The sequence below is a fragment of the Caulobacter sp. GW822-FHT07D08 genome (assembly GCF_058798735.1).
Map to the genome: position 1 here is coordinate 375466 of NZ_JBXAKU010000004.1, position 26065 is coordinate 401530.

Consider the following 26065-nt stretch of genomic DNA (forward strand, 5'->3'; position numbering starts at 1 on the left):
GCGGCTAGTGCGCCGCCGCGCCCTTGCGGTGATGCCAGAGGTGCATGACGCCGGCGAGGACGCCGCCGATCGCCAGGCCCACCACGGCCGAGCCGAGGGCGAAGGCCAGCCAGCCCGTCACCGCGCCGATGCCCGGGACACCGTGCGCCCAATGCGAGAAGCCCTCGACCCAGTGCGGGATCGGGGTCAGGTGGAACTTCTCCAGGCCGTGGACGATGATGCCGCCGCCGACCCACAGCATGGCCGCGGTGCCGATCACGGTCAGCGCCTCCATGGTCACCGGCATGGCCTTGACCAGGCCACGGCCAAAGCTCCTCACGCCCTTGGTCTCGCGGCGCGACAGGTGCAGGCCCATGTCGTCCATCTTCACGATCAGCGCCACCGCGCCATACACGACGATCGTCAGCAGCACGCCGACGATGGCCAGCGCCGCCGCCTGCATCGCCAGCCCCAGATGCGCGACCTCGGCCAGGGCGATGGCCATGATCTCGCCGGACAGGATCAGGTCGGTGCGGATCGCGCCGTCGACCTTCTGCTTCTCCAGTTCGGGGGCGCTGAGCGCCAGGTCCTCGATCGCCTCGCCCTCGGCTTCGGGCGTGAACGCCTCCAGGATCTTCTCGGTGGCCTCGAAGGCCAGATAGGATCCGCCGACCATCAGGATCGGCGTCACCGCCCAGGGCGCGAAGGCCGATAGCAAAAGGGCGCCCGGCAGCAGGAAGATCAGCTTGTTGCGTAGCGAGCCGACGGCGATCTTCCAGACGATCGGCAGCTCGCGGTCGGGCGTGAAGCCCATGGCGTAGCCCGGCGTCACCGCCGCGTCGTCGACCACCACGCCCACGGCCTTGGTCCCCGCCTTCCCGGCGGCCGTCCCGACATCGTCCAGCGAGGCGGCGGCGAGCTTGGTGATGGCCGCGACGTCATCGAGCAGCGCGGCGAGACCGGAGGGCATGGAGGATCCTGAGCAGAGGGTTGAGCCTCGTTGCCTAAGGCGCGCCGGGCTCGCCGTAAAGTCGCGAGGCTCTTGCCTGACGTAAGGTGAAACCTGGAAGCTCGTTCCATGGACGTCGCCGCCGCTCTCGATCGCCTCGCCCCGCGTCTGTCGCCGACCGCGACCGGAGCCGTGAACGCCCGCCGCCTGTCGGGCGGCGCCAGCCTGGAGACCTGGGCCTTCGATCTCGATGACGGAACGCCGCTGATCTTGCGTCATCGCCCGGACGGCGCGGCGATGCGCGAAACCGCCCTGCCCCTGGCGTCCGAAGCCGCCTTGATCCGCGCCGCCGATCAGGCCGGCGCGCCTGCCCCCAGCGTGGTCCATGTCTGCGCGCCCGGCGACGACCTCGGAGAGGCCTATGTCATGCGTCGGCTGGAGGGCGAGACCCTGGGGCGCCGGATCGTCCGCGACGAGGCCTTCGCCGGTGTGCGCCCAAGCCTTGCTCGCCGCTGCGGTGAGGTGCTGGCCCGCATTCACGCCGCGCCGACCGGGGGCCTGCCGGACCTGGCCACCTCCGACGCGCGCGGCGAAATCGCGCGCTACGAGGAAATCTACCGCCAACTGGACGCCCGGCGACCGATCCTGGAGGCCGCCTTCCGCTGGCTAGAGACGATCGTCCCGCCGCCGCCCGAGCGGCCGGTGCTGGTCCACGGCGATTTCCGGAATGGCAATCTGATGATCCATCCGACGGGCGGCCTGGTCGGCGTGCTCGACTGGGAGCTGTCCCATCTGGGCGACCCGGCCGAAGACCTCGGCTGGATCTGCGTCAATTCCTGGCGCTTCGGAGAATGGCGAAAGCCCGTCGGCGGCTTCGGCGACTATGCCGACCTGCTGGCTGGCTATGGCGGCGGGATCTCGCTCGATCGGGTGCGGTTCTGGCAAGCCCTGGGCTCGCTGAAATGGGGCGTCATGTGCCTGATGATGTATTCCAGCTTCGCCAGCGGCCAGGATCGTTCGATCGAGCGCGCCATGATCGGCCGGCGCACCAGCGAGACCGAGATCGACCTCGTCGCCCTGATGGAGGCCGCATGATCAGCCATCCCGCCGCCGCCGAGCTGTCCGAAGCCATCGCCGCCTTCGAGGCCGAGCCCGCCGTTCCCCGCGACGCCCGTCACGCCTTCCTGGCCCGCGTCGCCGACAACGCCCGCGCCACCCTGGCGCGCGAAGCCGAACAGGGCGCAAGACTCGAGGCCGAGGCCGTCCACCGGCTTAGCGCCCTTCTGGGCGAGGCCGGCGACTTCGCCACGCTCAATGCCAGACTCTGTGAAGCCTTGCGCGAGGGCGCACTCAATCCGCTCGATCCAGTCCTGCTCGCGCATCTGCGCGCCACGGCCATCGGCCAGATCGCCATCGACCAGCCGAGCTACGGCGGCCTAGCGGCCCTGCGGGACCGCGGGAACGGCGACTAGCGGGCGGCCGACCATGGTCGCCGACCGCGCCAGGGCGTCGGCCTCGAGGTCGGCGTAGAATAGATTGAACGCGTCGACCTTGCGCCGGTCGGCCCACGAACCACTGTCGCGCAGCGCGCCGGACTTGGGCTTGCTGGTCCGCAGCAGGCCGTTCTCGCAGCGCGCCGAGACCTGCCTCTGCAGGAAGGCCGGCCGAGCGCCCCAGTCCAGGCCGGTGGCGTTGGCCGCGCCGAGGTTCAGCTTGGCCGGGGCGCGCTCCAGGCCGGTCCCGCCCAGCAGCGGGTTGAAGCACAGCGGCGTGCGGTGCTCGAGATTGACCAGCTGATCGGTCCCGTCCCAGACCAGCGAGCGGCCGGTCAGTTCCTGGACGGCGCGGAAATCCCCCTCCTGAGCCGAAGCCCAGGCCGCGACACAGCCGGTCTCGCCCTTGTGTTCGCAGGCGGGGATCGGCGCCCTTGGCCCATATTCGTCGGCGGGGGCAACCGTCTGGATCAGATAGGCGGCGACCAGGCGGCGCTTGAGGTCGGGGTCGGCGGCGACTTCCTCGCGCAGCAGCCGCGCGGCCAGAGAGCCGCCCTGCTCTACCCCGACGATGATGAACGGCCGCGCCTCGCCATAGCGCGACAGATAGGTCTTGAACGCCTGTCTGACGTCGCCATAGGCGAAGCGCCGCGCGTCGCGGGCGTCGTCGCGCAGGGTCAGATAGGTGTAGAGGCTGGCTTGGCGGTAGCGCGGCGCGAACACCCGGCCCACGCGGTCGAACGGTCCGGCATAGTTCGGGATCACCACCCGCGACAGGAACCGTTGCGCCTTGGGCTGGTCGATGCCGCCGTTCCAGTCGCGGCCGCCGTCGAAGGTGGTCGGATGGACGAAGAATATGTCGACCGGCCGGTTGGCCTGGGCCGCGCCCGGCAGCAGCGCCCAGGAAGAGGACTTGCCGTAGTCAGGGGCCGGCGGCGGACGGTAAGTCAGGAACGGCACCTTGGGGTCCAGGGCGTTACTGAGAATGTCGTAGCGAAACACGAAGGCGGCCGTCAGGAACAGCGCCAGGAACAGCGCCAGCCCCGCGAAGATCCAGCGTTTGAAGCCTTTGAACGGACCGCCCATGGCTCTGGGTTACACCAAGGCCAAGGCGGCTTTAAGCCCCTTTTCCTTACGCGCCTTCCTGACCGATGATCGCCACGGAGCAGACATTGCTGGCTGGCGCGCCGCCCAGGTTATGAGTCATGCCGAAGACCGGATTGGAGAGCTGCCGCTCACCTGCCCGGCCCTGCAATTGCAGATACATCTCGTAGAGCATCCGCAGGCCCGAGGCCCCGATCGGATGACCGAAGCACTTGAGGCCGCCATCGATCTGGCACGGCACCCCGCCATCGGCGTCGTAGAAGCCATCCAGCACGTCGCGCCAGCCTTGGCCTTCGGGCGAAATGAACAGGTCTTCCATCGTCACCAGTTCGGTGATCGAGAAGCAGTCGTGCACCTCCATCATCGAGATCTGGTCGCGCGGCCGCTCGATGCCGGCCTCCTTATACGCCTTGCGCGCGGCGATGCGGGCGGTGTGGAAGTGGCTGCCGTCCCAGCCGTTGTACTGGCTCTCGTAGCCGTTCGAGACCGACAGCTGCAGAGCCTTCACGGTGACGAGATCGCGCTTGCCGAGGGCCCGCGCGATCTCGGGCGTGGTGACGATCGCCGCCGCCGCGCCGTCCGAGACGCCGCAGCAGTCGAACAGACCCAAGGGCTCTGCGATCATCGGTGCGTTGAGGGCCTGCTCGGCGGTGATCGGCTTGCGCAGGTGCGCCTTGGGGTTCTTGGCGCCGTTGGCGTGGCTCTTGACCGAGACGTGGGCGATGGCGCGCTTGAGGTCGTCCTTGGAAACCCCGTGCTTGGCGCGATAGGCGCTGGCCAGCTGGGCGAAGTTGCCGGGGGCGGAGCCGTTCGGCATCACCTGCGGACTAAGCGTGCCCGGATTGGCGACCGGCAGGCCGCCATAGCCGGTGTCCTTCAGTTTCTCGACGCCGACGGCGAGCGCGATATCGGCCGCGCCCGCCGCCACGGCATAGACCGCGCCCCGGAAAGCCTCGGAGCCCGAGGCGCAGAAGTTCTCGACCCGGGTGACGGCGATATTGGGCAGGCGCAGGGCGATCGACAGCGGCGTGCCGCCCTTGCCCGAGCCGATCTCGTCGATGTGCGTCGAGAACCAGGCCGCGTCCAGTTGGGTCTGATCGACGCCCGCGTCCCGCATGGCCTCCAGATAGGCCTCGACCATCAGGTCATCGGGCCCGGCGTCCCAGCGCTCGCCGAACTTGCTGCAGCCCATCCCGAGGATGGCGACCTTGTCGCGGATACCCTGTGGCATGTCTGACTCCTATTCGGCGGCTTGAGCGGTCCGGCCGGCCAGCGCGGCGCGATCCGGCGTGGCCTTCCAGAAGTAGCGGACGAAGCCGCGCTTCTCGTCGACCTCCTTGATGCGGAACACCATCCGCACCGGCATGCCGGTCTCGACGTCTCCAGGTGCGACATCGGTGATGTCCATCATGATCCGTCCGCCGCCCTCGAAGACGATCATGCCGTAGTGGTTCGGCGGAGCCATGGAAAAGGTAAGGTAATCAGCCGAATAGCTGAGAACACTCGCGCGGCGTTCGGCGAAGCGATACGGCTCCTGGGTGTCGACGGCGGGGTTGTTCGGTGCGACCGAGATACGCGTGCGCGGGAATTGCACGACGCCGGTCTCGCGACAGCGGCCGCCGACCAGGCCAAGGATCATGTCCTCGTTGCGGTAGAGGGTGGTCAGGGCCGTCTTGTTGTCCTTCTCGGCCCGCATGCCCTTTTCCCATTCAATGAGTCCATTGAAGGTCAGGAATTTCAGGTAGTTGGTCTCGACTTCTCGATCAGCCAGCGAGCCGGCCACGCCCCGCGCAGGGCGCTGGCCTTGGCCGGTAGCGCGGAACACCAGCGCCTCGGCGCCTTGGCCGAACTGGGCGACAAGGATGACCTCGCCCGCCTTGGCGTCCTCCAGCGCGTGGGCCAGCATGATCGGCCCGTGCGCGCAGCCGGCCTCGCCCATCACGGCGGCGAGGTTGTCGCGGACGGCCTCGGGCCTGATTCCCACGGCCTTGGCCACGGTCGCGGCCATACCGGAAAAGGTCGACGGGAAGCAGAAATGATCGACTTCAGAAGCGCTTATCCCAGCGACCTCAAGCGCCGTTCGAACAGCCGGCGGGACCAGCTTGACGATACCCTCGTCTCGGATCCAACGCTCTTCCCAGTAATAGTCGAATCCGCCGTCGTCGCCGCGGAAGTGGTCGACGAAGTCGTCGGTGACCGAACCCCGTCCCAGCAGCTCGGCGGCGCCGGGGCCGTCGGTGACCACAAAGGCCGCCGCGCCGTCGCCGAAGTCCAGTTCCTGGGCCGAGACGGCGCGGGTCTTGCGGTGTTCACCGACGGTGACCAGAGAGGTTCCACCGCTCGCCAGCGCCTGGCCCAGCGCCGTCAGGCCGCAGCGCTGCGAACCAGTCACGTCGCTGGCGGTGATCGACTTCTCAAGGGTCAGGGCCGCCGAGACGATCCCCGCGTTCAGCCGGTCGGCGAACGGCGCGGTCGTCGAGGCGAAGTAGAGACTGTCGATGTGGGAACGGTCGTCGCTTGACCCCAGGGCGTCGCGGGCCGCCTCGACCGCCATGGTCAGGGCGTCCTCGTCCCAGTTGGCCATCGAGCGTTCGCCCTTGCCCTTGGCCTTCAGGTTCGGGGCGACCCAGGCATTGGCCTCGGTCACCGCCTTGCGGCTCAGACGCAGACGCGGCGCATAAGCGCCCCAGGCGGCGATGCCGGCCATGACGAACTCCCTGATGTCGAGGTTCGCGCCTCGATCTCGGGACTCAGCCTACGCTCGTCGCCACGGCCAGCAACCGTGCCCTGACGTCAGCGATACGGGTCGTCGGTATTCAGGTAGCCCGCCACATAGTCGGCGACGCCGTCCTCCAACGGAGTCATCGGCGCGTCGTAGCCCGCCGCTCGCAGGCGGCTCATGTCGGCCTGGGTGTAGTACTGGTACTTGCCGCGCAGCACCTCGGGCATGTCGATATAGGTGATGTCCGGCTCGCGGTTCACCGCCTCGAAGGTGGCCACGGCGAGATCCCTGAACGAGCGCGCGTGGCCCGAGCCCAGGTTGAAGACGCCGTTGACGGCCGGGTTCCTGGACAACCAGGCGATCACGTCGACGGCGTCCCGCACATAGACGAAATCGCGCAGCTGGCCGCCGTCTTCGTAGTCCGGGTGGTGCGACTTGAAGAGCTTGACCCCTTCGCCCGCGGCGACGCGCGGCCAGATCTGGGCCACGACCGACTTCATGCCGTCCTTGTGCTCCTCGTTGGGGCCGTAGACGTTGAAGAACTTAAGGCCCGCCCATTGGGTCGGGGCATGACCCCGATGGGCCTCGCGCACGGCGTAGATATCGAACAGGGCCTTGGACCAGCCATAGGCGTTCAACGGCCTCAGCGCCTGCAGCGAGGCCAGATCGTCCTTGCCCTCGAAGCCCAGCGAGCCGTCGCCATAGGTCGCCGCCGACGAGGCGTAGATCAGGCGCTTGCCGTGTTGCGCGCACCAGTCCCACAGGTTGCGCGACAGCACGAAATTGGACTGCACGATCTTGTCGGCGTCGGTCTCGGTGGTCGACGAGACCGCGCCCATGTGGACGATCAGTTCGACCTCGACGCCGCGCCTGGCCAGCCAGTCGAACAGTTGCTCGGGCGCGACGAAGTCGGCGATCGGGTGCTTGGCGATGTTGCGCCACTTGCCGCTGGCCGCGTCGCGCAGGCGATCGCAGATCACGACGTCCAAGGCAGAATCCTCGCACAGACGCGCGACGATGTTGGAACCGATGAAGCCCGCGCCGCCGGTGACGAGAACGATGCGACGGCTCATCGGGCTGATTTCTGGGCTACGGCTTTCGGCTGACTCAAGGCAACTCTTCCAGCGGACAGGGATTTCAGGCGCCCAAGAGGTGACCTTTCGGGCGGGGTGAGGCAAGTGCGGAAAGACACGGATCAGGACCCCGTCATCGTCTGGTTCCGCAACGACCTGCGATTAGCCGACAATCCGGCCCTGCGCCATGCCGCGGACAGCGGCCGGCCGGTGATCCCGCTCTACATTCTCGACGAGACGCCAGGTCTCCGCCCCCGGGGCGCGGCCTCCCTGTGGTGGCTCGACAAGTCTCTGAGGAGCCTAGCCGAAAGCCTTGATAAACTTGGTAATAGGCTGGTGCTCCGCAAGGGCGCGGCGGCCGAGGTGCTGGACGACGTGCGCGCCGCCAGCGGCGCGAGCTGCGTGCTGTGGAACCGTCTCTACGACCAGGCCAGCATCGATCGCGACACCGCGATCAAAACCCGCCTGAAGGACGCCGACGCCGATTGCCAGTGCTTCAACGCCGGCCTTTTGAACGAACCCTGGACGGTGCGGAACGGCGCCAAGCAGCCCTACAAGGTCTTCACGCCCTACTGGCGAGCGGCGCGCGAGCACCTGACCGAGGTCGCTGTAGAACCCGCGCCCAAACACCTGAAATCACCCGAACATTTCCCGTACAGCGAAAGTCTCGCTGACTGGAATCTGCATCCGACCAAGCCCGACTGGTCGAAGGGCTTCGATCTCTGGGCGCCTGGCGAGGCCGGAGCGCTGGAGCGACTCAACGCATTCATTTCCGGTCCGATCGATAGCTACGGCGAGAAGCGCGACCTGCCGGGCGTCGAGGCGACCTCGCGCCTGTCGCCTCACCTGCACTTCGGCGAGATCGGCCCGCGCCAGGTCTGGCTGGCCGCCCGCAACGCCGCCGAGCATGGAGACGCCCCCGACGGCGAGATCGAGAAGTTCCTCTCCGAAGTCGGCTGGCGCGAGTTCAACCACTCGATCCTGTTCCATTGGCCGGAGCTGCCGACCCGGAGCTTCCGGCCCGAATTCGACGCCTTCCCATGGAAATCAAACCCGGCCTTCTTCGAGGCCTGGACCAAGGGCGAAACCGGCTATCCGATCGTCGACGCCGGCATGCGCGAGCTGTGGGTCACCGGCTTCATGCACAACCGCGTACGCATGATCGTCGCCTCGTTCCTGATCAAGCATCTGCTGATCGACTGGCGCGAGGGCGAGGCCTGGTTCTGGGACACCCTGGTGGACGCCGACCTGGCCAACAACGTCGGCAACTGGCAGTGGGTGGCCGGCAGCGGCGCGGACGCCTCGCCCTACTTCCGGATCTTCAATCCCATCGCCCAAGGCGAGAAGTTCGATCCGCGCGGCGTCTATGTCCGGCGCTGGGTTCCCGAACTGAAAGGCGTTCCCGACGAGGTTATCCACAAGCCATGGGAGCGGGCCCTGCATCTGCCGGCGGACGCAAAACGTCTCTATTCTAGACCAATCGTCGACCACGCCCAGGCGCGCGAGAAAGCCATGGAGGCCTATCGCGGACTGTAGCGGGTTTACGAGCCGGTCGTTAACGGCGTTAATGAACGCGCAACCGGATGCGAGGCCCCGCCTTGGATACGACGCTCTGGAACCACCCCGACCTGAAGGCCGCCCCGGCCGCCTTTCGCACCGCCCTGCGGGTGGCGGCGACGAACTGGGAGACCGGTTCGGTCACCTTCATCCTGCCCACCGGCGCGCCGCTGACCGTCCGAGGCCGCCTGCCGGGTCCGGACGCCACGATCCGGATCCACGACTACAACTTCATCCGCCGCGCCTTCTCGTCCGGCGATATCGGCTTCGCCGAAGGCTTCATGGCGGGCGAATGGGAAACACCCGACCTGTCGACCGTGCTGGAGGCGTTCTCGCTGAACTTCGACAGGCTGTCGGCGCTGGTCGAGGGCAACCCGGTGATGCGGATGGTCAACGCCCTCTATCACCTGTTTCACCGCAACAGCCGCGACGGCTCGAGACGGAACATCCACGCCCACTACGACCTGGGCAACGCGTTCTATTCGCGCTGGCTGGACCCCAGCATGACCTATTCCTCGGCCCTTTATGAGCGGCCCAACCAGTCCTTACCCGAGGCGCAAACCGCCAAGTACGCGGCCCTGGCCCGGACCATCGACCTCTCACCCGACAAGCACGTGCTGGAGATCGGCTGCGGCTGGGGCGGCTTCGCAGAGTTCGCGGCCAAGGAGGTCGGGGCCAAGGTCACCGGCATCACCATCTCCCGGGCCCAATACGATTTCGCGCGAAAGCGCCTGTTCGATCAGGGGCTGGCCGAGAAGGCCGACATCCAGTTGATCGACTATCGCGACGTCCGGGGCCAATTCGACGCCGTGGCCTCGATCGAGATGTTCGAGGCGGTCGGCGAGGAATACTGGCCATCATATTTCGGCAAGATCCGCGAGGTGTTGAAGCCCGGCGGCCGCGCAGGCCTACAGATCATCACCATCCGCGACGAGCTGTTCGCCAGCTATCGCGGACGCACCGACTTCATCCAGCGCTACATCTTCCCGGGCGGCATGCTGCCCAGCGAGGCGCGCCTTAAGGAAGAGACCGAGCGCGCGGGCCTGGAGTGGAGCGATCTCAAGCGCTTCGGCCAGAACTATGCCGACACCCTGGCCGAATGGGCGCGGCAGTTCGAAGGCGCCTGGAGCGACATCCGCAAGGACGGTTTCGACGAACGGTTCCGGCGCCTGTGGCGGTTCTATCTCAGCTACTGCGAGGCCGGCTTTCGGACCGAACGGACCAATGTCATTCAGTTGGGCCTGAGCCGCAGTTGATATCCATAGCTTGTGGATATCAGGCCAAGTGACGGTCAAGCTTAAGGTTTACCGGCCGTCGCTGAGGCGCTTTCAGGAAAACTAGGGTTGCGCAGGCTTTTCGCGGCACGATCTACCAGCCAACCGAAAGATCCTCCCAAGGCCCCGCATGACCGCCCTGCCCAGCGTACTAGACGCGATCGGAAACACCCCGCTGATCCGCTTGCGCCACGCCAGCGAGGCCACCGGCTGCGAGATCCTGGGCAAGGCCGAGTTCATGAACCCCGGCCAGTCGGTCAAGGACCGCGCGGCCCTGGGCATCATTCGTGACGCGGAGGCCAAGGGCTTGCTGAAACCCGGCGGCCGCATCGTGGAGGGCACCGCCGGCAACACCGGCATCGGCCTGGCCATGGTCGCCTCGGCGCTAGGCTACAAGACCACGATCGTCATCCCGCGCACCCAGAGCCAGGAGAAGAAGGACGCCATCCGCTTGCTGGGCGCGGAACTGGTCGAGGTCGACGCCGTCCCCTACTCCAATCCCGACAACTATGTCCGCTATTCCGGGCGCTTGGCCGAGGAACTTGCCAAAACCGAAGGGAATGGAGTTGTCTGGGCCAACCAGTTCGACAATGTCGCCAACCGCGACGCCCACTATCGCACGACCGGCCCGGAAATCTTCGAACAGACCGGCGGCGAAGTTGATGGGTTCATCTGCGCGGTCGGCTCGGGCGGCACCCTGGCCGGCGTCGCCCAGGCTTTGCGCGAGCGCAAGCCCGGCGTGAAGATCGGTCTGGCCGACCCCTACGGCGCCGCGCTGTACGCCTGGTACAAGGACGGCGCGCTGAAATCCGAAGGAACCTCGATCAGCGAGGGCATCGGTCAAGGTCGCATCACCGCCAACCTGAAGGATCTGATCGTCGACCATCCGTTCCGCGTCGCCGACGAAGAGATGCTGGAGGTGCTCTACGATCTCGTCCAGCACGAGGGTCTGTGCCTGGGCGGCTCGTCGGGCGTCAACATCGCCGGCGCGATCAAGCTGGCCCGCGAACTGGGTCCTGGCCACACCATCGTGACCATCCTGTGCGACCACGGCTCGCGCTACCAGTCCAAGCTGTTCAATCCCGAATTCCTGAAGGAAAAGGGCTTGCCGACGCCGCCTTGGATGTAAACTCGTCGCCGAGTCTGATCCTAAGAGGCGTCCCATGGCCATCCCGTCCGATCCGCTGGTCTCCACCGCCTGGCTGGCCGAGCATCTCGACGCGCCGGACGTGCGCGTGGTCGACGCCTCGTGGCACATGCCCGCCGCCCAGCGCGATCCGGCCCAGGAGTTCCTGGCCGCTCACATCCCCGGCGCGGTTTTCTTCGACATCGACGGCATCTCGGACGAGACCTCCGACTTGCCGCACATGATCCCGACGGCGGTGAAGTTCGCCTCGCGGGTCAGGAAGCTGGGCCTGGGCGACGGTTCGCGGATCGTCGTCTACGACAGCAGCGGCATCCTGCCGGCCGCCCGCGCCTGGTGGCACTTCCGCGCCATGGGTCACGAGGACGTCGTGGTGCTGGACGGCGGCCTGCCCAAGTGGATCGCCGAGGGTCGCCCGGTCGAGGACGGTCCGGCAATGCCACAGGAACGGCACTTCACCCCGCGCTACCAGGCCGACATCTACCGCTCGCTGGAGCAGATGCGCGAGATCGTCGCGACCGGCCGCGAGCAGATCATCGACGCCCGCGCCGCCGGCCGCTTCGAGGGCAAGGACCCCGAGCCCCGCGCCGGCCTGCGCGGCGGCCACATGCCCGGGGCCCGCAACATCCCGCTCTCGGCCCTGCTGGCCGCCGACGGGACCATGCTGCCGGCCGAGAAATTGAAGACGGTGTTCGAGTCCGCGGGAGTCGACATCAACAAGCCGATCACCTCGACCTGCGGCTCGGGCATCACCGCCTCGGTCGTGGCCCTGGCCCTGGCGCGTTTGGGCAAGCCGCGTTCGGCGGTCTATGACGGCTCGTGGACGGAATGGGGCGGCCTGGCGGACACGCCGGTGGTCACCGGCCCCGCGGCTTAGCGCATCGGCGGGGCGTACAGCAGGCCGGGCTTGGGCGCGTTCCACAGCGCGTTGAGGCCTCGGTCCAGCTTCAGGGCCGAACCGCCGCCGATGTCGCGGTCGAAGATCTCGCCGTAACTTCCCCCCGCGATAATCGCGCGGTAGGCCCAGTCGGCGTCCAGGCCCAGCATGGCGCCGAACCCGCCCTCGCCCAGCAGCCGCCGCGCCTCGGGATCGGCGCCGGTCTTCATGTCCTTGGCGCTGGCCTTGGTCACCCCGTGCTCCTCGGCCAGAACCAGGGCGTAGAGGGTCCAGCGGACGATGTCGGTCCAGGCCGGATCGTCCTGGCGCACCAGCGGTCCCAGCGGTTCCTTGGAGATGGCGTCGGGCAGGATCACGTGGGCGCCTGGATCGTCCAGCACCGACCGCGCCGCCGCCAGCGCCGAGATGTCGGCGGTGAAGGCGTCGCACTTGTCGGCCTGGTAAGCGGCGCGGGCCTGTTCCTCGCTGTCGAACGCCATGGCCGTGTAGGCGATGCCGCGCGCTCTGAAGAAGTCCTCCAGGTTCTGGGCCGAGGTGGCGCCGGTCTGGACGCAGATCTTGGCCGTGTTCAGCTCGACGGCGCTGGTCAGGTTCAGATTGCGGCGGACCATAAAGCCCTGGCCGTCGAAATAGGAGATCGCCGCCATGTCCAGCTGGTCGCCGGCGTCGCGCGAGAAGGTCCAGGAAGTGTTGCGCCACAGGACATCGACCTTGCCGGTGCGCAGAGCGGTGATCCGCTCCTCGTTGCCCAGCGGCACGAAGGTGACCTTGTCGGGCTTGCCGAGCACGGCGGCGGCCAGGGCGCGGCAGAAATCGACGTTGAAGCCGCGCCAGTGTCCGCCATTATCCCGGAAGGCGAAGCCCGGCAGCTCGGGATTCACCCCGCAACGCAACTCGCCGCGCGCCTTGATGGCCTTCAGGGTCTTGCTGGGCGCGGCGGGTTTGATGGCCAGCGGCGGCGCCTGTTCGGCGGGACGCGGCTCGGGCGTGGGTTTGCGCTGGCCGCACCCCGCGAGCGCGAGCATCGACAAGACCACTACGCCAAAACGCACCGACACCCGATCACTCCTTGAACCGTGCGCGCGCGGCGCTAGAGCCTGCCTGAGCAGGCTCTATCTCTTACGCTTAGAGCGTGGCAGACGCCAAAACCGCTCACACTTTTGGCTGCCACGCTCTAAACCACAACCGTACCGCCGCGTCGCCGAGAGTCCCCGCCATGGATGAAGAAACCCGCCTGATCCGCAAGGGCTCCGAGCCGACCGCCCTGGCGCGCACGGTCAATCCGCCGATCCAGCGCGCCTCGACGGTGCTGCTGCCCAACGCGGCGTCACTCTACGACGATGACCAGATCACCTACGGCATCACGGGCCTGTCCTCGCCCGCCGCCCTGCAGAAGGCCCTGGCGGAGCTGGAAGGGTCGCCGGACGTCACCCTCTATCCCTCGGGTCTGGCGGCGATCACCGGCGCCATGCTGGCGGTGCTGAAGGCCGGCGACGAGATCCTGGTGGTCGATAGCGCCTACAAGCCAACACGCCGGTTCTGCGACCGGGTTCTGACCCGTTTCGGCGTCACCACCACCTACTATGACCCGGCGCTGGACGCCGATGGTCTGATGGCGCTGGTGACGCCCAAGACCCGGATGATCCTGCTGGAAGCCCCGGGCTCCCTGACCTTCGAGATGCAGGACGTGCCGGCCATCGCCAAGGCCGCCAATGACCGCGGCGTCATCACCCTGATCGACAACACCTGGGCGGCCGGCCTCTATTTCAAGCCGCTGGCGCACGGCGTGACGATCAGCGTCCAGGCCCTGACCAAATATGTCGGCGGCCACTCGGACTGCTTCATGGGCTCGGCCACGACCATGGATGCCGACATCGGCAACGCGCTGGGCGACGCCATGTGGGACATCGGCTGGTCGGTGTCGCCCGACGACGCCTACACCATGCTCCGGGGCCTGCGGACCCTGACCACGCGCCTGCCCCGCCATCACGAGAACGGTCTCGTCATCGCCCGTTGGCTGCAGGACCGTCCCGAGGTGGCGCGGGTGCTGCATCCCGCTCTGCCCGGCGATCCGGGCCACGCGCTCTGGAAGCGCGACTTCACCGGCGCCTGCGGCCTGTTCGGCGTGGTGCTCAAGCCGTGCGGCCAGCGCGCCGTCCATGCCTTCCTCGACGCGCTGAAGCTGTTCGGCCTGGGCTTCTCGTGGGGCGGCTACGAGAGCCTGGCCATTCACTGCGATCCGCAGCTCAAGAACCGCTCGGTCCCGGTCAGCTTGGAAGGCCCGCTGCTGCGTTTCCACATCGGCCTCGAAGCGATCGAGGATCTGAAGATCGACCTCGACCGCGGGTTCGAGGCGCTCCGCTCGGCCTAGAGGTAGCGCATCTCAGCTTCGCTGGGCTGCTCCCACCAGAGATTGTCGCGGCCGTTGGCATAGCTGATCGGCGCGGCGGCAAGCTCCTCCGGCGTGGTGTCGTCCAGCGTCGCCACTTGGATCGTGACGAAATCACCGCCCAGTTCGGCGACATGACCGTGGCCGAACACCCGAACACCGCACGTCGCGCAGAACCGATGATGGCAGCTCATCGAGCCGAACAGGTAGTCGCCCAAGCGATCCTCGCCTGCCAGCAGTCGGAAAGCGTCTGGCTTCATCAAGACGCCCCAGCTGCGGGTCTTGGCGCAGATCGAGCAATTGCAGCGGCCGGTTCCGGCCTGCAGGTCAATCTCGGCTTCGTAGCGGACGGCGCCGCAGTGGCAGCTGCCGGTATGGGTCTTGAGCATCGGATGTCCCTCTCGGTGTTTCGTTGCACACCGTTCTAGGAACATGCTGCTGCCACCCTACTGTCAGCATCGACGTCGCGATCACGCCAAAAGCGATTGGAACATGCAATCGCCGCGTAGGCTCTTGCGGTCAGGTTGCAAGGCAAGCCAGTCTCGGCGTCTCGTTGTGAGGGGGAGTCTTTTCATGTTGCTCTACGTGTTCGCGTTACTGATCGGCATGATCGCCGGTCTGCGCGCCATGACCGCGCCCGCCGCCGCCGCTTGGGCCGCCCGCTTGGGCTGGCTGCCGCTGGCCGGCTACCCACTGGCCTGGCTGGGCGGGCTGATCCCGGTCCTGGTCCTCAGCGCCCTGGCCGCGCTGGAACTGATCGCCGACCAGCATCCCAAGACGCCGAGCCGCAAGGTTCCGCACCAGTTCATCGCCCGCGTGCTCACCGGCGCCTTCGCCGGCGCGGCCCTGATGATGCCCGGCACCCACTGGCTGCGCGGCATGATCATCGGCGCGGTCGGCGCGGTGATCGGCACGTTCGTCGGCGCCGAGTTCCGGGGTCGCCTGGCGGCCAGGTTCGGCAAGGACAAGCCGGCCGCCATCATCGAGGACGTCGTCGCCGTCGTCGGCGCCTTCGCGATCTTCTTCCTGGCCAAGGCCGCGATCTGACCATGGCCGCCGCCGAAACCTTCGACGCCATCATCATCGGGGCCGGTCAGGCCGGGCCCTCCCTGGCCGGTCGCCTCAGCGCCGCCGGCTGGACCGTGGCGATGGTCGAGCGCAAGGACTTCGGCGGCACCTGCGTCAATACCGGCTGTATGCCGACCAAGACCCTGGTCGCCAGCGCCTACGCCGCGCATCTTGCTCGCCGCGCGGCGGACTACGGCGTCATCCTCCAGGGCGACGTCGGCGTCGACATGAAACGGGTCAAGGATCGCCAGCAGACGGTGGTCCGCGACGCCCGCGGCAATGTCGAAAAATGGCTGCGGGGCATGAAGGGCGTCACGGTCCTCCAGGGCCATGCCCGCTTCGAGAGCGCCGACACCGTCCGCGTGGGCGAGCGTCTGCTGACCGCGCCCAAGATCTTCCTGAATGTCGGCGGCCGGGCCAACGCGCCGGACATGCCGGGGATCGGCGACATCGACTACCTGACCAATGTCGGGATGATGCAGCTGGACACCCTGCCCGAGCATCTGGTCATCGTCGGCGGCAGCTATATCGGGCTGGAATTCGCCCAGATGTTCCGCCGCTTCGGCAGCCAGGTGACCGTCGTCGAGATGGGCCCGCGCCTGATCGGCCGCGAGGACCCGGAGATCTCCGACACGGTCCGCGAAATCCTGGAAGCCGAGGGCGTCACCGTCCGTCTCAACGCCGAGTGCATCAGCTTCAGCATTTGCCCAGAAGGCTACTGCGTCCATGTCACTTGCCAGGCCGGCGCGCCGCAGGTGACCGGTTCTCACGTGCTGCTCGCCGTGGGCCGTAAGCCCAACACCGACGACCTGGGGCTCGACAAGGCCGGGATCGCGACCGACAAGCGCGGCTATGTCGTGGTCGACGACCATCTTAGGACCAATGTTCCCGGGATCTGGGCGATGGGCGACTGCAACGGCAAGGGCGCCTTCACCCACACCGCCTACAACGACTTCGAGATCATCGCCGCCAATCTGCTGGATGAAGATCCGCGCAAGGTCAGCGACCGCATCACCTGCTACGGCCTGTTCATCGACCCGCCTCTGGGCCGCGTGGGCATGACCGAGGCGGAGGCCAAGGCCAGCGGCCGGCCGTTGCTGGTCGGCCAGCGCCCGATGACCCGCGTCGGCCGCGCCGTCGAGAAGGGCGAGACCCAAGGCTTCATGAAAGTGGTGGTCGACGCCGAGACCAAGGAGATCCTCGGCGCGGCGATCCTGGGCTTGAATGGCGACGAGGTGGTCCACGGCATGCTGGACCTCATGTACGCCAAGGCGCCCTACACGGTCATATCGCGGGCGGTGCACATCCACCCCACGGTATCGGAGCTGGTTCCGACCATGCTCCAGGAGCTGAAGCCGCTTTAGATTTTCACCGCGTCGCCTTCAGACGAAATCGTGACTGTTGCGGTTGCGATGGAAAGCCCAGTCCCCACCTAGCTTCGCAGACGCCGACGGAGGGTCGGCGCCCCGTTCGAGGGACAAGTCTCCTATGCCTACCCTGTTCGACCCGCTGCGCGTCGGCGCTCTGAACCTGCCTAACCGCGTCGTCATGGCGCCGCTGACCCGCCTGCGCGCCGGTCCGACCAACATCCCCAACGCCCTGATGGCGGAGTACTACGCCCAGCGCGCCTCGGCCGGCCTGCTGATCACCGAGGGCGTGCCGGTTAGCCCGCAAGGCGTCGGCTATGCTGGCGTCCCCGGCATCTGGTCGAGGGAACAGACCGAAGCCTGGAAACAGGTGACCAAGGCCGTGCACGACAAGGGCGGCCGCATCTTCATGCAGATCTGGCACGTCGGCCGGATCTCCGATCCGGAACATCTGAACGGCGAATTGCCGGTCGGCCCGAGCGCCATCGCCGCCAAGGGCCATGTCAGCCTGCTGCGCCCCGAGCGCCCCTATCCCACTCCGCACGCCCTCACCACCGAGGAAATCGCCAGCGTGGTTGAGGCCTTCCGCCAAGCCGCCCAGAACGCCAAGGACGCCGGCTTCGACGGTGTGCAACTGCATGGCGCCAATGGCTATCTGCTCGACCAATTCCTGCAGGACGGCTCGAACCAGCGCACCGACCAGTATGGCGGCTCGATCGAGAACCGCGCCCGCCTGCTGCTGGAAGCCACCGACGCGGCGATCTCGGTGTTCGGCGCTGACCGCGTCGGCGTCCACCTGGCCCCGCGCGCCGACAGCCACTCGATGGGCGACAGCAACCTGCCAGCGACTTTCGGCTATGTCGCCAAGGCCTTGGGCGAGCGCAAGATCGCCTTCATCTCGGCCCGCGAGTACGAGGCGGCCGACAGTCTGGGTCCGGCGCTGAAGGCGGCGTTCGGCGGCGTCTACATCGCCAATGAGAAGTTCGATCTGGCCAGCGCCAACGCCGCCATCGCGGCGGGCAAGGCCGACGCCATCGCCTTCGGCAAGGCCTATATCGCCAATCCGGACCTGGTGGAGCGCCTGAAGAAGGGCGCGCCGCTCAATGCGCCCGATCCCACCACCTTCTACGGCTTCGACAACGGCGCCCGGGGTTACACCGACTATCCGACCCTGGCTCAGGTCAGCGAACCGGCCGAGTAATCGATGCGATCCTCGCGATGGCTTCAGGTCGTCGCGGGGATCAGCCCCTCGGCCAGGTAAGCCTGCGCCACGGCCTCGGCGACCTTGATGCCATCCACCGCCGCGGAGAGGATGCCGCCGGCATAGCCCGCGCCTTCGCCGGCCGGGAACAGGCCGGCGGTGTTCAGGCTCTGGAAGTCCTTGCCCCGGGTGATCCGGATCGGCGAGGACGTCCGGGTCTCTACGCCCGTCAGGAGCACGTCGGGGTGGTCGTAACCGGCGATCTGGCGGCCGAAGACCGGCAACGCCTCGCGCATGGCCTCGATCACGAAGTCCGGCAGGCAGGCCGACAGGTCCGTCAGCGTCACGCCCGGCTTGTACGACGGCGCGACCTCGCCCAGATCCGTCGAGGCTCGACCGGCCATGAAATCACCGACCTTCTGGGCCGGGGCGGCATAGCTGGAACCACCCGCCACATAGGCCAGGCTCTCCCACCTGCGCTGGAACTCGATCCCGGCCAGCGGATGGCCCGGATAGTCGCGCTCGGGGTCGATGCCGACCACGAAGCCGGAATTGGCGTTCCGCTCGTTGCGCGAATACTGGCTCATGCCGTTGGTGACGACACGGCCGGGCTCCGACGTCGCCGCCACCACCGTGCCGCCCGGGCACATGCAGAAGCTGTAGACGGTGCGGCCATTCTTGCAGTGGTGCGACAGGCTGTAGTCGGCCGCGCCCAGGTCGGGGTGACCCGCGCAGGTCCCGAAGCGCGCCTTGTCCATCCACGACTGCGGATGCTCGATGCGCACGCCGATCGAAAACGGCTTGGCCTCGATATGGACGCCGCGCTCGTGCAGGACTTCGAAGGTGTCGCGCGCGCTGTGACCCAGGGCCATGACCACATGGGTCGTCGCCATATAGCCGCCGCCGGCGATGTGCAGGCCTTTCAGCCGGCGCGCGCCGTCGGCGCCGACCGCGATGTCGAAGTCCTCGACCTTGTGCCGCCAGCGATACTCGCCGCCCAGGCTCTCGATCAGCGCGCGCATCTGCTCGACCATGTGCACCAGGCGGAAAGTACCGATGTGCGGATGGGCCTCGGTCAGGATCTCTTCCGGCGCGCCCGCCTTGACGAATTCCTCCAGCACCTTGCGGCCCAGGAAGCGCGGGTCCTTGATCTGGCTGTAGAGCTTGCCATCCGAGAAGGTCCCCGCCCCGCCCTCGCCGAACTGGACGTTGGACTCCGGGTTCAGCTCGCCGCGCCGCCACAGGCCCCAGGTGTCCTTGGTCCGCTCGCGCACCACCTTGCCGCGATCGACGATAATCGGCTTCAGGCCCATCTGGGCCAGGATCAGGCCGGCGAACAGGCCGCAGGGGCCGGCGCCGATCACCACCGGGCGCGGACCGTCGAAGCCCTCCGGCGCCTTGGCCACGAAGCGGTATTCGGTGTCGGGCGTGACGCGGACATGGTGGTCGCCCGTAAAGCGCGCCAGAACGGCGGCCTCGTCGCGTAGCGCCACGTCGACCGAATAGACCATCAGGATCGCCGACTTGCGGCGCGCGTCGTGAGCGCGGCGGGCGACTTCGAAGCTCACCAGGTCGTCGGCCTCGATCCCCAGCCGTTCGACGATGGCGGGCTTCATCGCCTCCGGCGGGTGGCCGAGCGGCAGCTTCAGTTCCGAAATACGCAGCATGGCGGGCGTCTTAGCCAAAAGCGGGCTCGCGCGCCATCGCGATACGCATCCTCGGCGCGCCGTCCAAAGCCATCCGCGCAAGGATGGATCACGACAACCGTCGCAAACACTTCATAAAATTCCAGCGCCGAAAGCTGTCCCCGCCAAGGCCTCAGCCGCCTCTCCCCGCCAGACGATCGGCGGGGAAACCTCCCCGTCCCGTCATCGCTCAAGCGGAAACCGCAAGGGATCGGGGCCATGCTCAAAGTCACCAAGTTCAACCTTCTGACCACGACGGCGCTGACCGTCGCCGTGCTGGGCGTCGCCGCCCAGGCGCACGCCGCCGAGACGCCGGCCCCAGCCGCCGCGTCTGGCGACGTCTCGGAAGTCGACGCCATCGTCGTCACCGGCTTCCGCGACAGCCTGCTGCACGCCCGCGACCTCAAGCGTAAGGCCGTCGGCGCCGTCGACGTGATCGTTTCCGAGGACATCGCCGCCTTCCCCGACCTGAACCTGGCGGAATCGCTGCAGCGCGTCCCCGGCGTGACGATCTCGCGCGACAGCGGCGAAGGCCGTCAGATCACCTTGCGAGGCCTGGGTCCTGACTTCACCCGCACCCAGCTGAACGGCATGGAAGTGCTGGGCAACACCGCCTCGGGCATGGACAACCGCGGCGGCGTCAGCCGCTCGCGAGCTTTCGATTTCAGCCTGTTCGCCTCGGAACTGTTCAACCGCGTGACGGTGCAGAAGTCCTACGCCTCCGAGCAGGACGAAGGCGGCATCGGCGGCACCGTGCAACTGGCGACCGCCAAGCCGTTCGACTATCCGGGCTTCAAGGCCGTGCTGTCGGCCAAGGGCCAGCGCAACAGCAACGCTAACGACAAGATCACGCCGCGCGTGGTCGGACTGATCTCCAACCGCTGGGGCGACTTCGGCGCCCTGGCCTCGATCGCCTATGGCGAAACCGACTCCAACGAGTTCGGCTATCGCAGCTACAATTGGGGTCGGATCCGCGCCAATCCGGGCAATATCGGCTCGGGGGTCAGCGCCGCCGACGCCGCGCGCCTGACGGCCGCCACCGCGACCGTCTTCGCCCCGCAGGCCAATACCTATTCGACCTGGTTCGACCACCGCAAGCGCCTGGGCGCGACGGTGGCCCTGCAGTACGAGCCGGGCGACAAGCTGAAGCTGGCCTTCGACGGCCTGTACAGCCAGCTGGAAAACAGCCGCCAGAACTTCTCGCTGGCCACTTCGGGCGTCAACAGCCTGACCGGCAACATCACCGGCACGCAGGTGATGCAGACGGCGGTGATCCAGGGCGACACCCTGATCGCCTCCAGCTACACCGGCGTCGACATCCGCAGCGAGTTCAACCGCGAGGAAGACAAGACCAAGTTCTATCAGCTGGGTCTGAGCGGCTCGTACCAGGCCACCGACAAGCTGCTGCTGTCGGGCCTGATCGGCTACTCGAAGTCGGACTACGCCCTGCCGGTCTTCGACAAGGTGTTCCTGGAATCCAAGAACTACGCCTTCAGCTTCGACGACCGTCCGAGCATGCCGATCAACACCTACGGCCCCGGCCTGACCGACCCGGCCAAGTGGGACCTGATGCGGATGGACACACAGGAGAACAAGATCTCCTCGGAGTATGCCAACGCCAAGTTCGACGCGGCCTTCGCCGCCAACGAGATTTCCACCCTGAAGGGCGGCGTCTCGTACAAGAAGTTCAAGAACTATGGCGCTCAGTGGGGCGACAAGCAGTTCAGGAACGTCCCGGCCAACACCGTCATCCCCAACACCCTGAAGATGGTCGTGCCCTTCAAGTCTCTGGGCGCCTACATCGTCGGCGACGTCGATCCGGTCTACGCCCAGATCGGCCAGACGCGTGACCTGGAAGCCCAGGGCGCGAAGTACGCCACCCCGGGCACGGCCTTCACAGTGACCGAGGAGACCAAGGCGGCCTATCTGCAGTACGACCTGAACACCGAGATCCTGGGCAAGGGCGTGCGGGCCAACGCCGGCGTGCGCTACTATTCGACCGACCTGAGCTCGGACGGCACCCTGAACACCGGGACCAGCCTCCAGCCGGTGTCGATCAAGCACAAGTATAACGGCTGGCTGCCGGCCCTGAACGTGGCCGTCGATGTCAACGAAGGCATGGTCGCCCGCTTCAGCGCCAACCGCGACATCAGCCGCCCGGCCCTGGGCGACCTGGCCGCCGCCGGTTCGCTGACCACCGCCCCGTTCGGCGGCACGATCAGCACCGGCAACCCGAACCTGACGCCGTTCACCTCGGACTCGATCGAAGGCTCGCTGGAGTTCTACGACGGCAAGGTCGGGTCGTTCACGATCGGCGTCTTCTACAAGAAGCTGAAGTCGTTCATCACGTCGCAGACCAGCATCATGCCCTATTCGCAGACGGGCTTCCCGCTTTCGTTCCTGCTGCCGGGCCAGGATGGCTCGATCCTGTACAATGTCAGCCGCCCGGTGAACGGCCCTGGCGCCGACATCCAGGGCCTGGAAGCCTCGTTCCAGCGCGACTTCGACTTCCTGCCCGCCCCGTTCAACCACCTGGGCGTCGTGGCCAACGGCACCTATGCCGACGGCTCCTCGCCGGTGATCATCAGCGGCCAGTCGGTGACCCTGCCGCTGTTCCAGCTGTCGAAGTACTCGGCCAACGCTACCATTTATTACGAGACGGATGCCTGGGGCATGCGCCTGTCGACCGCCTATCGGGACAAGTACCTGACTGGCGCCGGCGGCAACGGCAACATCGGCGACGGTTACAAGGCGACCAACAACATCGACTTCGCCGCCCACTACAACGTTCTGCCGAAGCTGAAGCTGACGCTGGAAGGCATCAACCTCTCCAACGAGCACAGCATCCAGTTCACCGACATCGCCACCAAGCGGACGACGGTGAACGTCAGCAGCGGTCGCACCATCCTGATCGGCGCGACCTACGAATTCTAAGCCCTTTCCAAGAGCCCCCTTGAACTGGGCCGCCGTCCTCTTCCGGATGGCGGCCCTCTTTTTTCGCATGGCCAGCCCGACGTTGCTGTTGGGCCACGCCGGGGCGCTCGGACAGATCCGTCCACAGAACCTTCAAATTAGTGACATGCGTCCTTTGTAGGGGTTCGCGCGGGCGCCTGAAGCTTTGCCGGCCGCCGTTGTGAGGACGCTTATGGCGGGACGGCGCGCCTGGCTGTCACGATCAGGTCCAGTCATGGCCGGCTCGATACTGGCCCTGGTCGCCGTGGCGCCTGTGTGGGCCGAAGCGCCGAAGCGCTTCGAGATCCGAGGCGGCGATCTCTCTCAAGCCCTCAACGCCTTTTCTCATCAGGCCGACGTGCCCGTCATGACCCTGGCCGACATCCGCCGCCGCACCAGCCGGGGCGTGCGCGGCCTGCTGACGCCCGAGCAGGCGTTGAACCGCCTGATCGACGGCCAGAACCTGCGCGCCGTGGCGGCGGGAGGCGGCTATGTCCTGCGCGAAGCGACCGCCTCGCTTTCCCCGCCTCCGCCCGTCGCGCCGCGCTACCTGCCCTCCCCCGAGGCGCCGACCGAGGTCGACCAGGTCGTCGTCACCGGCTTTCGCGAGACCCTGCAGCACGCCCGCGACTTGAAGCGGCGCGTGGCCGGCGCCCAGGAGGTGATCCTGGCCGAGGACATCGCCGCTTTCCCCGACCTCAATCTCGCCGAGTCCCTGCAGCGCGTGCCCGGCATGACCATCTCGCGCGACACCGGCGAAGGCCGGCAGATCGCCCTGCGGGGCCTAGGCCCCGACTTCACCCGCGCCCAACTGAATGGCATGGAGGTCTCGGCCTCGACGGCCTCGGGCATGGACAATCGCGGCTCGGTCAGCCGCACCCGGGCCTTCGACTATTCGATCTTCGCCAGCGAGCTCTTCAACAAGGTCACGGTGTGGAAGTCCTACGCCGTCGACCAGGATGAAGGCGGCATCGGCGGCACGGTCGAGCTGCGGACGGCCAAGCCCTTCGACTATCCGGACGACAAGCTGGCCTTCTCGGCCAAGGCCCTGAACAACAGCGCCACCGGCGTGGTCAGCCCGCGCATCGCGGCCCTGGCCTCGCGGCGCTGGGGCGACGTCGGCGCGCTGGTCTCCGTGGCCTATAGCGAAAATGACGCCAACGAGTACGGCTATCGCAACTGGGGCTGGTCGCCGGTGACCTTCGGCGCGGCCAATATCGGGCCGGACGTGGCGCGCGACGTCGCCGACCGCCTGCTGGCCACCGGCCCCGACCGCGTCGTCGCGCCCATGGCCGAGAGCTATTCGACCTGGTTCGACCACCGCAAGCGGCTGGGGGTCACCCTGTCCCTGCAATATGAGCCCGGCGACCGCGTGAAGCTGGGCGCGGACCTGCTCTACGGGCGCCTTTCCAACGATCGTGACGAATTCTCGCTGGCGGCGGCCGGCGAGAATCCGCTGACCGGCGACGTCAAGGGAACCCAGCGCCTGCGCGCCGCCGAGATCCGGGGCGACAGCCTCGTCTATGCCGACTATTCCGGCGGCGTCGATCTGCGCAGCGAGCATAAGCGCTCGGAGGACACGACCGTCTTCCTGCAGGGCGCCATCAATGGCGAGATCCAGACTGGCGACCGTCTGCGCCTGCGCGGCGCGGTCGGCTATTCGAAGTCGGATTTCGAAGGACCGGTCTTCGACAAGATCTTCTTGCAGGCCAGCGACAAGGCCTTCGCCTACGACCTGCGCGGCGGCGATGCGGCGGCGAACAGCACCTATGGCTTCGACCCGGCCGATCCCACCCAGTGGAGCCTGATGCGGGCCGACACCCGCGAGGATCAGGTCGTCAACCAGTTCACTACCGGACGCCTCGACTTCGACTACCAAGCCGCGCCAGCCCTGACGATCGAGGGCGGCGCCCAGTACAAGGCGTTCCGCAACGACGGCTACACCCGCCGCGGCCGCGCGGACTATCCGACCGGCGGTTCCGCGCCCCAGGCGGTCAAGGAACTGGTCTTCGAGAAATCGCTGCGGCCCTACATCGTCGGCGACATCGACGCGACCTTCGCGCGCCTGGGCCTGAACCGCGACCTGACCGAAGCCGACGACATCCCTGGCTCGCACTATTCGCTCAGCGAGAAGACCTTCGCCGCCTATCTGCTAGCGCGGACCACCGGCCTGGTGGGCGACAGGACCTGGCGCGGCGATTTCGGCTTCCGCTACTACGCCACGGACCTGACCTCGGCCGGCATGGTCAATACCGGGACCAAGCTGGAGCCGGCCTCGATCCACGGCCAGTACGACGGCGTGCTGCCGGCCCTGAACCTGGCGGTCGACCTGTCGCAGCGCGTCGTCGCCCGCGTCTCGGCCAATCGCAACATCAGCCGGCCCAGCCTTTCGGACCTGCGAGCCGCCGGCAACGTCAACTCGGCCCCGTTCGGCGGCACGATCTCGGCCGGCAATCCGAACCTGCGCCCGTTCCTGGCCGACGCGATCGAGGGCGCGCTGGAGGTCTATCAGGGCCGTGGCGGTTCTTTCGCCATCAGCCTATTCTACAAGCGGATGGACTCGTTCATCACCACGGCGACCAGCGCGGTGCGCTATGGCTCGACCGGCTATCCGCTGTCATTCCTGGCGCCCGGCAACGGTCCCGATACGGTCTACACCTTCGTACGGCCGGTGAACGGCGACGGTGCTTCGATCAAGGGGATCGAGCTGGCCCTGCAGCGCGACTTCACCTTCCTGCCCGCCCCGTTCGACAAGCTGGGCTTCGTCGGCAACGTCACCCACGCCGCCGGCCGCTCGAACGTGCTGATCGAGGACCGCTCGATAGCCCTGAACCTCTTCCAGCTGTCGGAATGGACCTCGAACGCGACGCTCTATTACGAGACGGCGCGCTGGGGCGCGCGGGTCTCCTCGGCCTACCGTTCGGGCTATCTGGACGGCGCGGGCAGCCCGGGCTCGATCGGCTCGGGCTACAAGGCGTCGAACAACGTCGACTTCGCCGCCCACTACAACACAGCCGGCGGACTGCGGATCGTGCTGGAAGGCGTCAACCTGACCGACGAACCGATCACCCAGTACAGTGACATCACCGAGACGCGCCTGACCGCCCGCACGGTCAGCGGCCGCACCTTCACGCTGGGCGTGACCTATGAATTTTGAAGGGCCAACTCCGAGGCTCAAACATTTTCTGTCCCCGTTCGCGCGGCTCGCGC

20 protein-coding genes and 1 pseudogene are annotated in these 26065 nt (G+C 67.2%); 13 read left to right on the forward strand and 8 right to left on the reverse strand.

What is annotated here, in order from left to right:
• Positions 1-4: 4 nt before the first annotated feature.
• Positions 5-949, reverse strand: coding sequence for a DUF808 domain-containing protein (locus AC1RJ9_RS10790; protein WP_492839324.1), 945 nt, complete (start codon positions 947-949; stop codon positions 5-7).
• A 108-nt stretch (positions 950-1057) separates the two neighbouring features.
• Here AC1RJ9_RS10790 and AC1RJ9_RS10795 point away from each other — a divergent pair, with 108 nt between their 5' ends.
• Both AC1RJ9_RS10795 and AC1RJ9_RS10800 read left to right on the forward strand, forming a co-directional pair.
• On the forward strand, positions 1058-2023 hold the full coding sequence (locus AC1RJ9_RS10795; RefSeq protein WP_492839326.1) for a phosphotransferase family protein: 966 nt from the start codon (positions 1058-1060) through the stop codon (positions 2021-2023).
• Positions 2020-2400 carry a DUF6285 domain-containing protein gene (locus AC1RJ9_RS10800; RefSeq protein WP_492839328.1) on the forward strand — a complete coding sequence of 127 codons (381 nt, stop codon included), beginning with the start codon at positions 2020-2022 and terminating at the stop codon, positions 2398-2400. Before AC1RJ9_RS10795 ends, AC1RJ9_RS10800 begins: the two co-directional genes overlap by 4 nt.
• On the opposite strand, the gene AC1RJ9_RS10805 is transcribed toward AC1RJ9_RS10800, so the two are convergent.
• The 4 genes from AC1RJ9_RS10805 to rfaD all read right to left on the reverse strand — a co-directional run bounded on the left by AC1RJ9_RS10805 (position 2365) and on the right by rfaD (position 7320).
• Entirely contained in the window at positions 2365-3507 is a 1143-nt protein-coding gene (locus AC1RJ9_RS10805) for a DUF3089 domain-containing protein (protein WP_492839330.1), read from the reverse strand. The genes AC1RJ9_RS10800 and AC1RJ9_RS10805 overlap by 36 nt on opposite strands.
• 46 nt (positions 3508-3553) lie before the next feature.
• On the reverse strand, positions 3554-4756 hold the full coding sequence (locus tag AC1RJ9_RS10810) for an acetyl-CoA acetyltransferase (protein WP_492839332.1): 1203 nt from the start codon (positions 4754-4756) through the stop codon (positions 3554-3556).
• Between the two features lie 9 nt (positions 4757-4765).
• Entirely contained in the window at positions 4766-6232 is a 1467-nt protein-coding gene (locus AC1RJ9_RS10815; RefSeq protein WP_492839333.1) for an OB-fold domain-containing protein, read from the reverse strand.
• A gap of 86 nt (positions 6233-6318) precedes the next feature.
• Positions 6319-7320 carry an ADP-glyceromanno-heptose 6-epimerase gene (gene rfaD / locus AC1RJ9_RS10820; protein ID WP_492839334.1) on the reverse strand — a complete coding sequence of 334 codons (1002 nt, stop codon included), beginning with the start codon at positions 7318-7320 and terminating at the stop codon, positions 6319-6321.
• Between the two features lie 105 nt (positions 7321-7425).
• Here rfaD and AC1RJ9_RS10825 point away from each other — a divergent pair, with 105 nt between their 5' ends.
• The 4 genes from AC1RJ9_RS10825 to sseA all read left to right on the forward strand — a co-directional run bounded on the left by AC1RJ9_RS10825 (position 7426) and on the right by sseA (position 12172).
• Entirely contained in the window at positions 7426-8856 is a 1431-nt protein-coding gene (locus tag AC1RJ9_RS10825) for a cryptochrome/photolyase family protein (protein WP_492839335.1), read from the forward strand.
• A gap of 47 nt (positions 8857-8903) precedes the next feature.
• Entirely contained in the window at positions 8904-10133 is a 1230-nt protein-coding gene (locus AC1RJ9_RS10830; protein WP_492839336.1) for a class I SAM-dependent methyltransferase, read from the forward strand.
• Between the two features lie 148 nt (positions 10134-10281).
• The gene (locus tag AC1RJ9_RS10835) at positions 10282-11280 is read left to right on the forward strand and encodes a cysteine synthase A (protein WP_492839338.1); all 999 of its coding nucleotides are present in this window, start codon (positions 10282-10284) and stop codon (positions 11278-11280) included.
• Positions 11281-11314: 34 nt separating this feature from the next.
• Positions 11315-12172 carry a 3-mercaptopyruvate sulfurtransferase gene (sseA, locus tag AC1RJ9_RS10840; protein ID WP_492839339.1) on the forward strand — a complete coding sequence of 286 codons (858 nt, stop codon included), beginning with the start codon at positions 11315-11317 and terminating at the stop codon, positions 12170-12172.
• Here sseA and AC1RJ9_RS10845 read toward each other — a convergent pair.
• Entirely contained in the window at positions 12169-13251 is a 1083-nt protein-coding gene (locus AC1RJ9_RS10845; protein ID WP_492839341.1) for an amino acid ABC transporter substrate-binding protein, read from the reverse strand. The genes sseA and AC1RJ9_RS10845 overlap by 4 nt on opposite strands.
• A gap of 39 nt (positions 13252-13290) precedes the next feature.
• On the opposite strand from AC1RJ9_RS10845, the pseudogene AC1RJ9_RS10850 reads away from it, so the two are divergent.
• Both AC1RJ9_RS10850 and metC read left to right on the forward strand, forming a co-directional pair.
• Positions 13291-13368: pseudogene (locus tag AC1RJ9_RS10850) on the forward strand (hypothetical protein); the annotation flags it as partial.
• A gap of 41 nt (positions 13369-13409) precedes the next feature.
• Positions 13410-14564 carry a cystathionine beta-lyase gene (metC, locus tag AC1RJ9_RS10855; RefSeq protein WP_492839343.1) on the forward strand — a complete coding sequence of 385 codons (1155 nt, stop codon included), beginning with the start codon at positions 13410-13412 and terminating at the stop codon, positions 14562-14564.
• On the opposite strand, the gene AC1RJ9_RS10860 is transcribed toward metC, so the two are convergent.
• A complete protein-coding gene (locus AC1RJ9_RS10860) occupies positions 14561-14971 on the reverse strand; it encodes a GFA family protein (RefSeq protein WP_492839345.1) in 411 nt (136 codons plus the stop codon). The genes metC and AC1RJ9_RS10860 overlap by 4 nt on opposite strands.
• 184 nt (positions 14972-15155) lie before the next feature.
• Here AC1RJ9_RS10860 and AC1RJ9_RS10865 point away from each other — a divergent pair, with 184 nt between their 5' ends.
• The 3 genes from AC1RJ9_RS10865 to AC1RJ9_RS10875 all read left to right on the forward strand — a co-directional run bounded on the left by AC1RJ9_RS10865 (position 15156) and on the right by AC1RJ9_RS10875 (position 18218).
• Positions 15156-15629 carry a DUF4126 family protein gene (locus tag AC1RJ9_RS10865; RefSeq protein WP_492839346.1) on the forward strand — a complete coding sequence of 158 codons (474 nt, stop codon included), beginning with the start codon at positions 15156-15158 and terminating at the stop codon, positions 15627-15629.
• A gap of 2 nt (positions 15630-15631) precedes the next feature.
• On the forward strand, positions 15632-17014 hold the full coding sequence (locus tag AC1RJ9_RS10870; protein WP_492839347.1) for an FAD-containing oxidoreductase: 1383 nt from the start codon (positions 15632-15634) through the stop codon (positions 17012-17014).
• A 124-nt stretch (positions 17015-17138) separates the two neighbouring features.
• Entirely contained in the window at positions 17139-18218 is a 1080-nt protein-coding gene (locus AC1RJ9_RS10875) for an alkene reductase (protein WP_492839348.1), read from the forward strand.
• Between the two features lie 23 nt (positions 18219-18241).
• On the opposite strand, the gene AC1RJ9_RS10880 is transcribed toward AC1RJ9_RS10875, so the two are convergent.
• The gene (locus AC1RJ9_RS10880) at positions 18242-19885 is read right to left on the reverse strand and encodes an NAD(P)/FAD-dependent oxidoreductase (RefSeq protein WP_492839349.1); all 1644 of its coding nucleotides are present in this window, start codon (positions 19883-19885) and stop codon (positions 18242-18244) included.
• A gap of 237 nt (positions 19886-20122) precedes the next feature.
• On the opposite strand from AC1RJ9_RS10880, the gene AC1RJ9_RS10885 reads away from it, so the two are divergent.
• Together AC1RJ9_RS10885 and AC1RJ9_RS10890 are read left to right on the forward strand one after the other, a co-directional pair.
• Positions 20123-22837 carry a TonB-dependent receptor gene (locus tag AC1RJ9_RS10885; RefSeq protein WP_492839350.1) on the forward strand — a complete coding sequence of 905 codons (2715 nt, stop codon included), beginning with the start codon at positions 20123-20125 and terminating at the stop codon, positions 22835-22837.
• A 253-nt stretch (positions 22838-23090) separates the two neighbouring features.
• Positions 23091-26012, forward strand: coding sequence for a TonB-dependent receptor (locus AC1RJ9_RS10890; RefSeq protein ID WP_492839351.1), 2922 nt, complete (start codon positions 23091-23093; stop codon positions 26010-26012).
• Positions 26013-26065: the final 53 nt, after the last annotated feature.

Bases quoted from the DNA above. Each gene is read 5' to 3' on its own strand.
- AC1RJ9_RS10890 (WP_492839351.1), top strand. From the start codon at position 23,091: ATGGCCGGCTCGATACTGGCCCTGGTCGCCGTGGCGCCTGTGTGGGCC.
- metC (WP_492839343.1), top strand. From the start codon at position 13,410: ATGGATGAAGAAACCCGCCTGATCCGCAAGGGCTCCGAGCCGACCGCC.
- AC1RJ9_RS10875 (WP_492839348.1), top strand. From the start codon at position 17,139: ATGCCTACCCTGTTCGACCCGCTGCGCGTCGGCGCTCTGAACCTGCCT.
- rfaD (WP_492839334.1), bottom strand. From the start codon at position 7,320: ATGAGCCGTCGCATCGTTCTCGTCACCGGCGGCGCGGGCTTCATCGGT.
- AC1RJ9_RS10815 (WP_492839333.1), bottom strand. From the start codon at position 6,232: ATGGCCGGCATCGCCGCCTGGGGCGCTTATGCGCCGCGTCTGCGTCTG.
- sseA (WP_492839339.1), top strand. From the start codon at position 11,315: ATGGCCATCCCGTCCGATCCGCTGGTCTCCACCGCCTGGCTGGCCGAG.
- AC1RJ9_RS10805 (WP_492839330.1), bottom strand. From the start codon at position 3,507: ATGGGCGGTCCGTTCAAAGGCTTCAAACGCTGGATCTTCGCGGGGCTG.
- AC1RJ9_RS10790 (WP_492839324.1), bottom strand. From the start codon at position 949: ATGCCCTCCGGTCTCGCCGCGCTGCTCGATGACGTCGCGGCCATCACC.
- AC1RJ9_RS10860 (WP_492839345.1), bottom strand. From the start codon at position 14,971: ATGCTCAAGACCCATACCGGCAGCTGCCACTGCGGCGCCGTCCGCTAC.
- AC1RJ9_RS10880 (WP_492839349.1), bottom strand. From the start codon at position 19,885: ATGCTGCGTATTTCGGAACTGAAGCTGCCGCTCGGCCACCCGCCGGAG.
- AC1RJ9_RS10835 (WP_492839338.1), top strand. From the start codon at position 10,282: ATGACCGCCCTGCCCAGCGTACTAGACGCGATCGGAAACACCCCGCTG.
- AC1RJ9_RS10870 (WP_492839347.1), top strand. From the start codon at position 15,632: ATGGCCGCCGCCGAAACCTTCGACGCCATCATCATCGGGGCCGGTCAG.
- AC1RJ9_RS10865 (WP_492839346.1), top strand. From the start codon at position 15,156: ATGTTGCTCTACGTGTTCGCGTTACTGATCGGCATGATCGCCGGTCTG.
- AC1RJ9_RS10830 (WP_492839336.1), top strand. From the start codon at position 8,904: ATGCGAGGCCCCGCCTTGGATACGACGCTCTGGAACCACCCCGACCTG.
- AC1RJ9_RS10810 (WP_492839332.1), bottom strand. From the start codon at position 4,756: ATGCCACAGGGTATCCGCGACAAGGTCGCCATCCTCGGGATGGGCTGC.
- AC1RJ9_RS10800 (WP_492839328.1), top strand. From the start codon at position 2,020: ATGATCAGCCATCCCGCCGCCGCCGAGCTGTCCGAAGCCATCGCCGCC.
- AC1RJ9_RS10885 (WP_492839350.1), top strand. From the start codon at position 20,123: ATGCTCAAAGTCACCAAGTTCAACCTTCTGACCACGACGGCGCTGACC.
- AC1RJ9_RS10795 (WP_492839326.1), top strand. From the start codon at position 1,058: ATGGACGTCGCCGCCGCTCTCGATCGCCTCGCCCCGCGTCTGTCGCCG.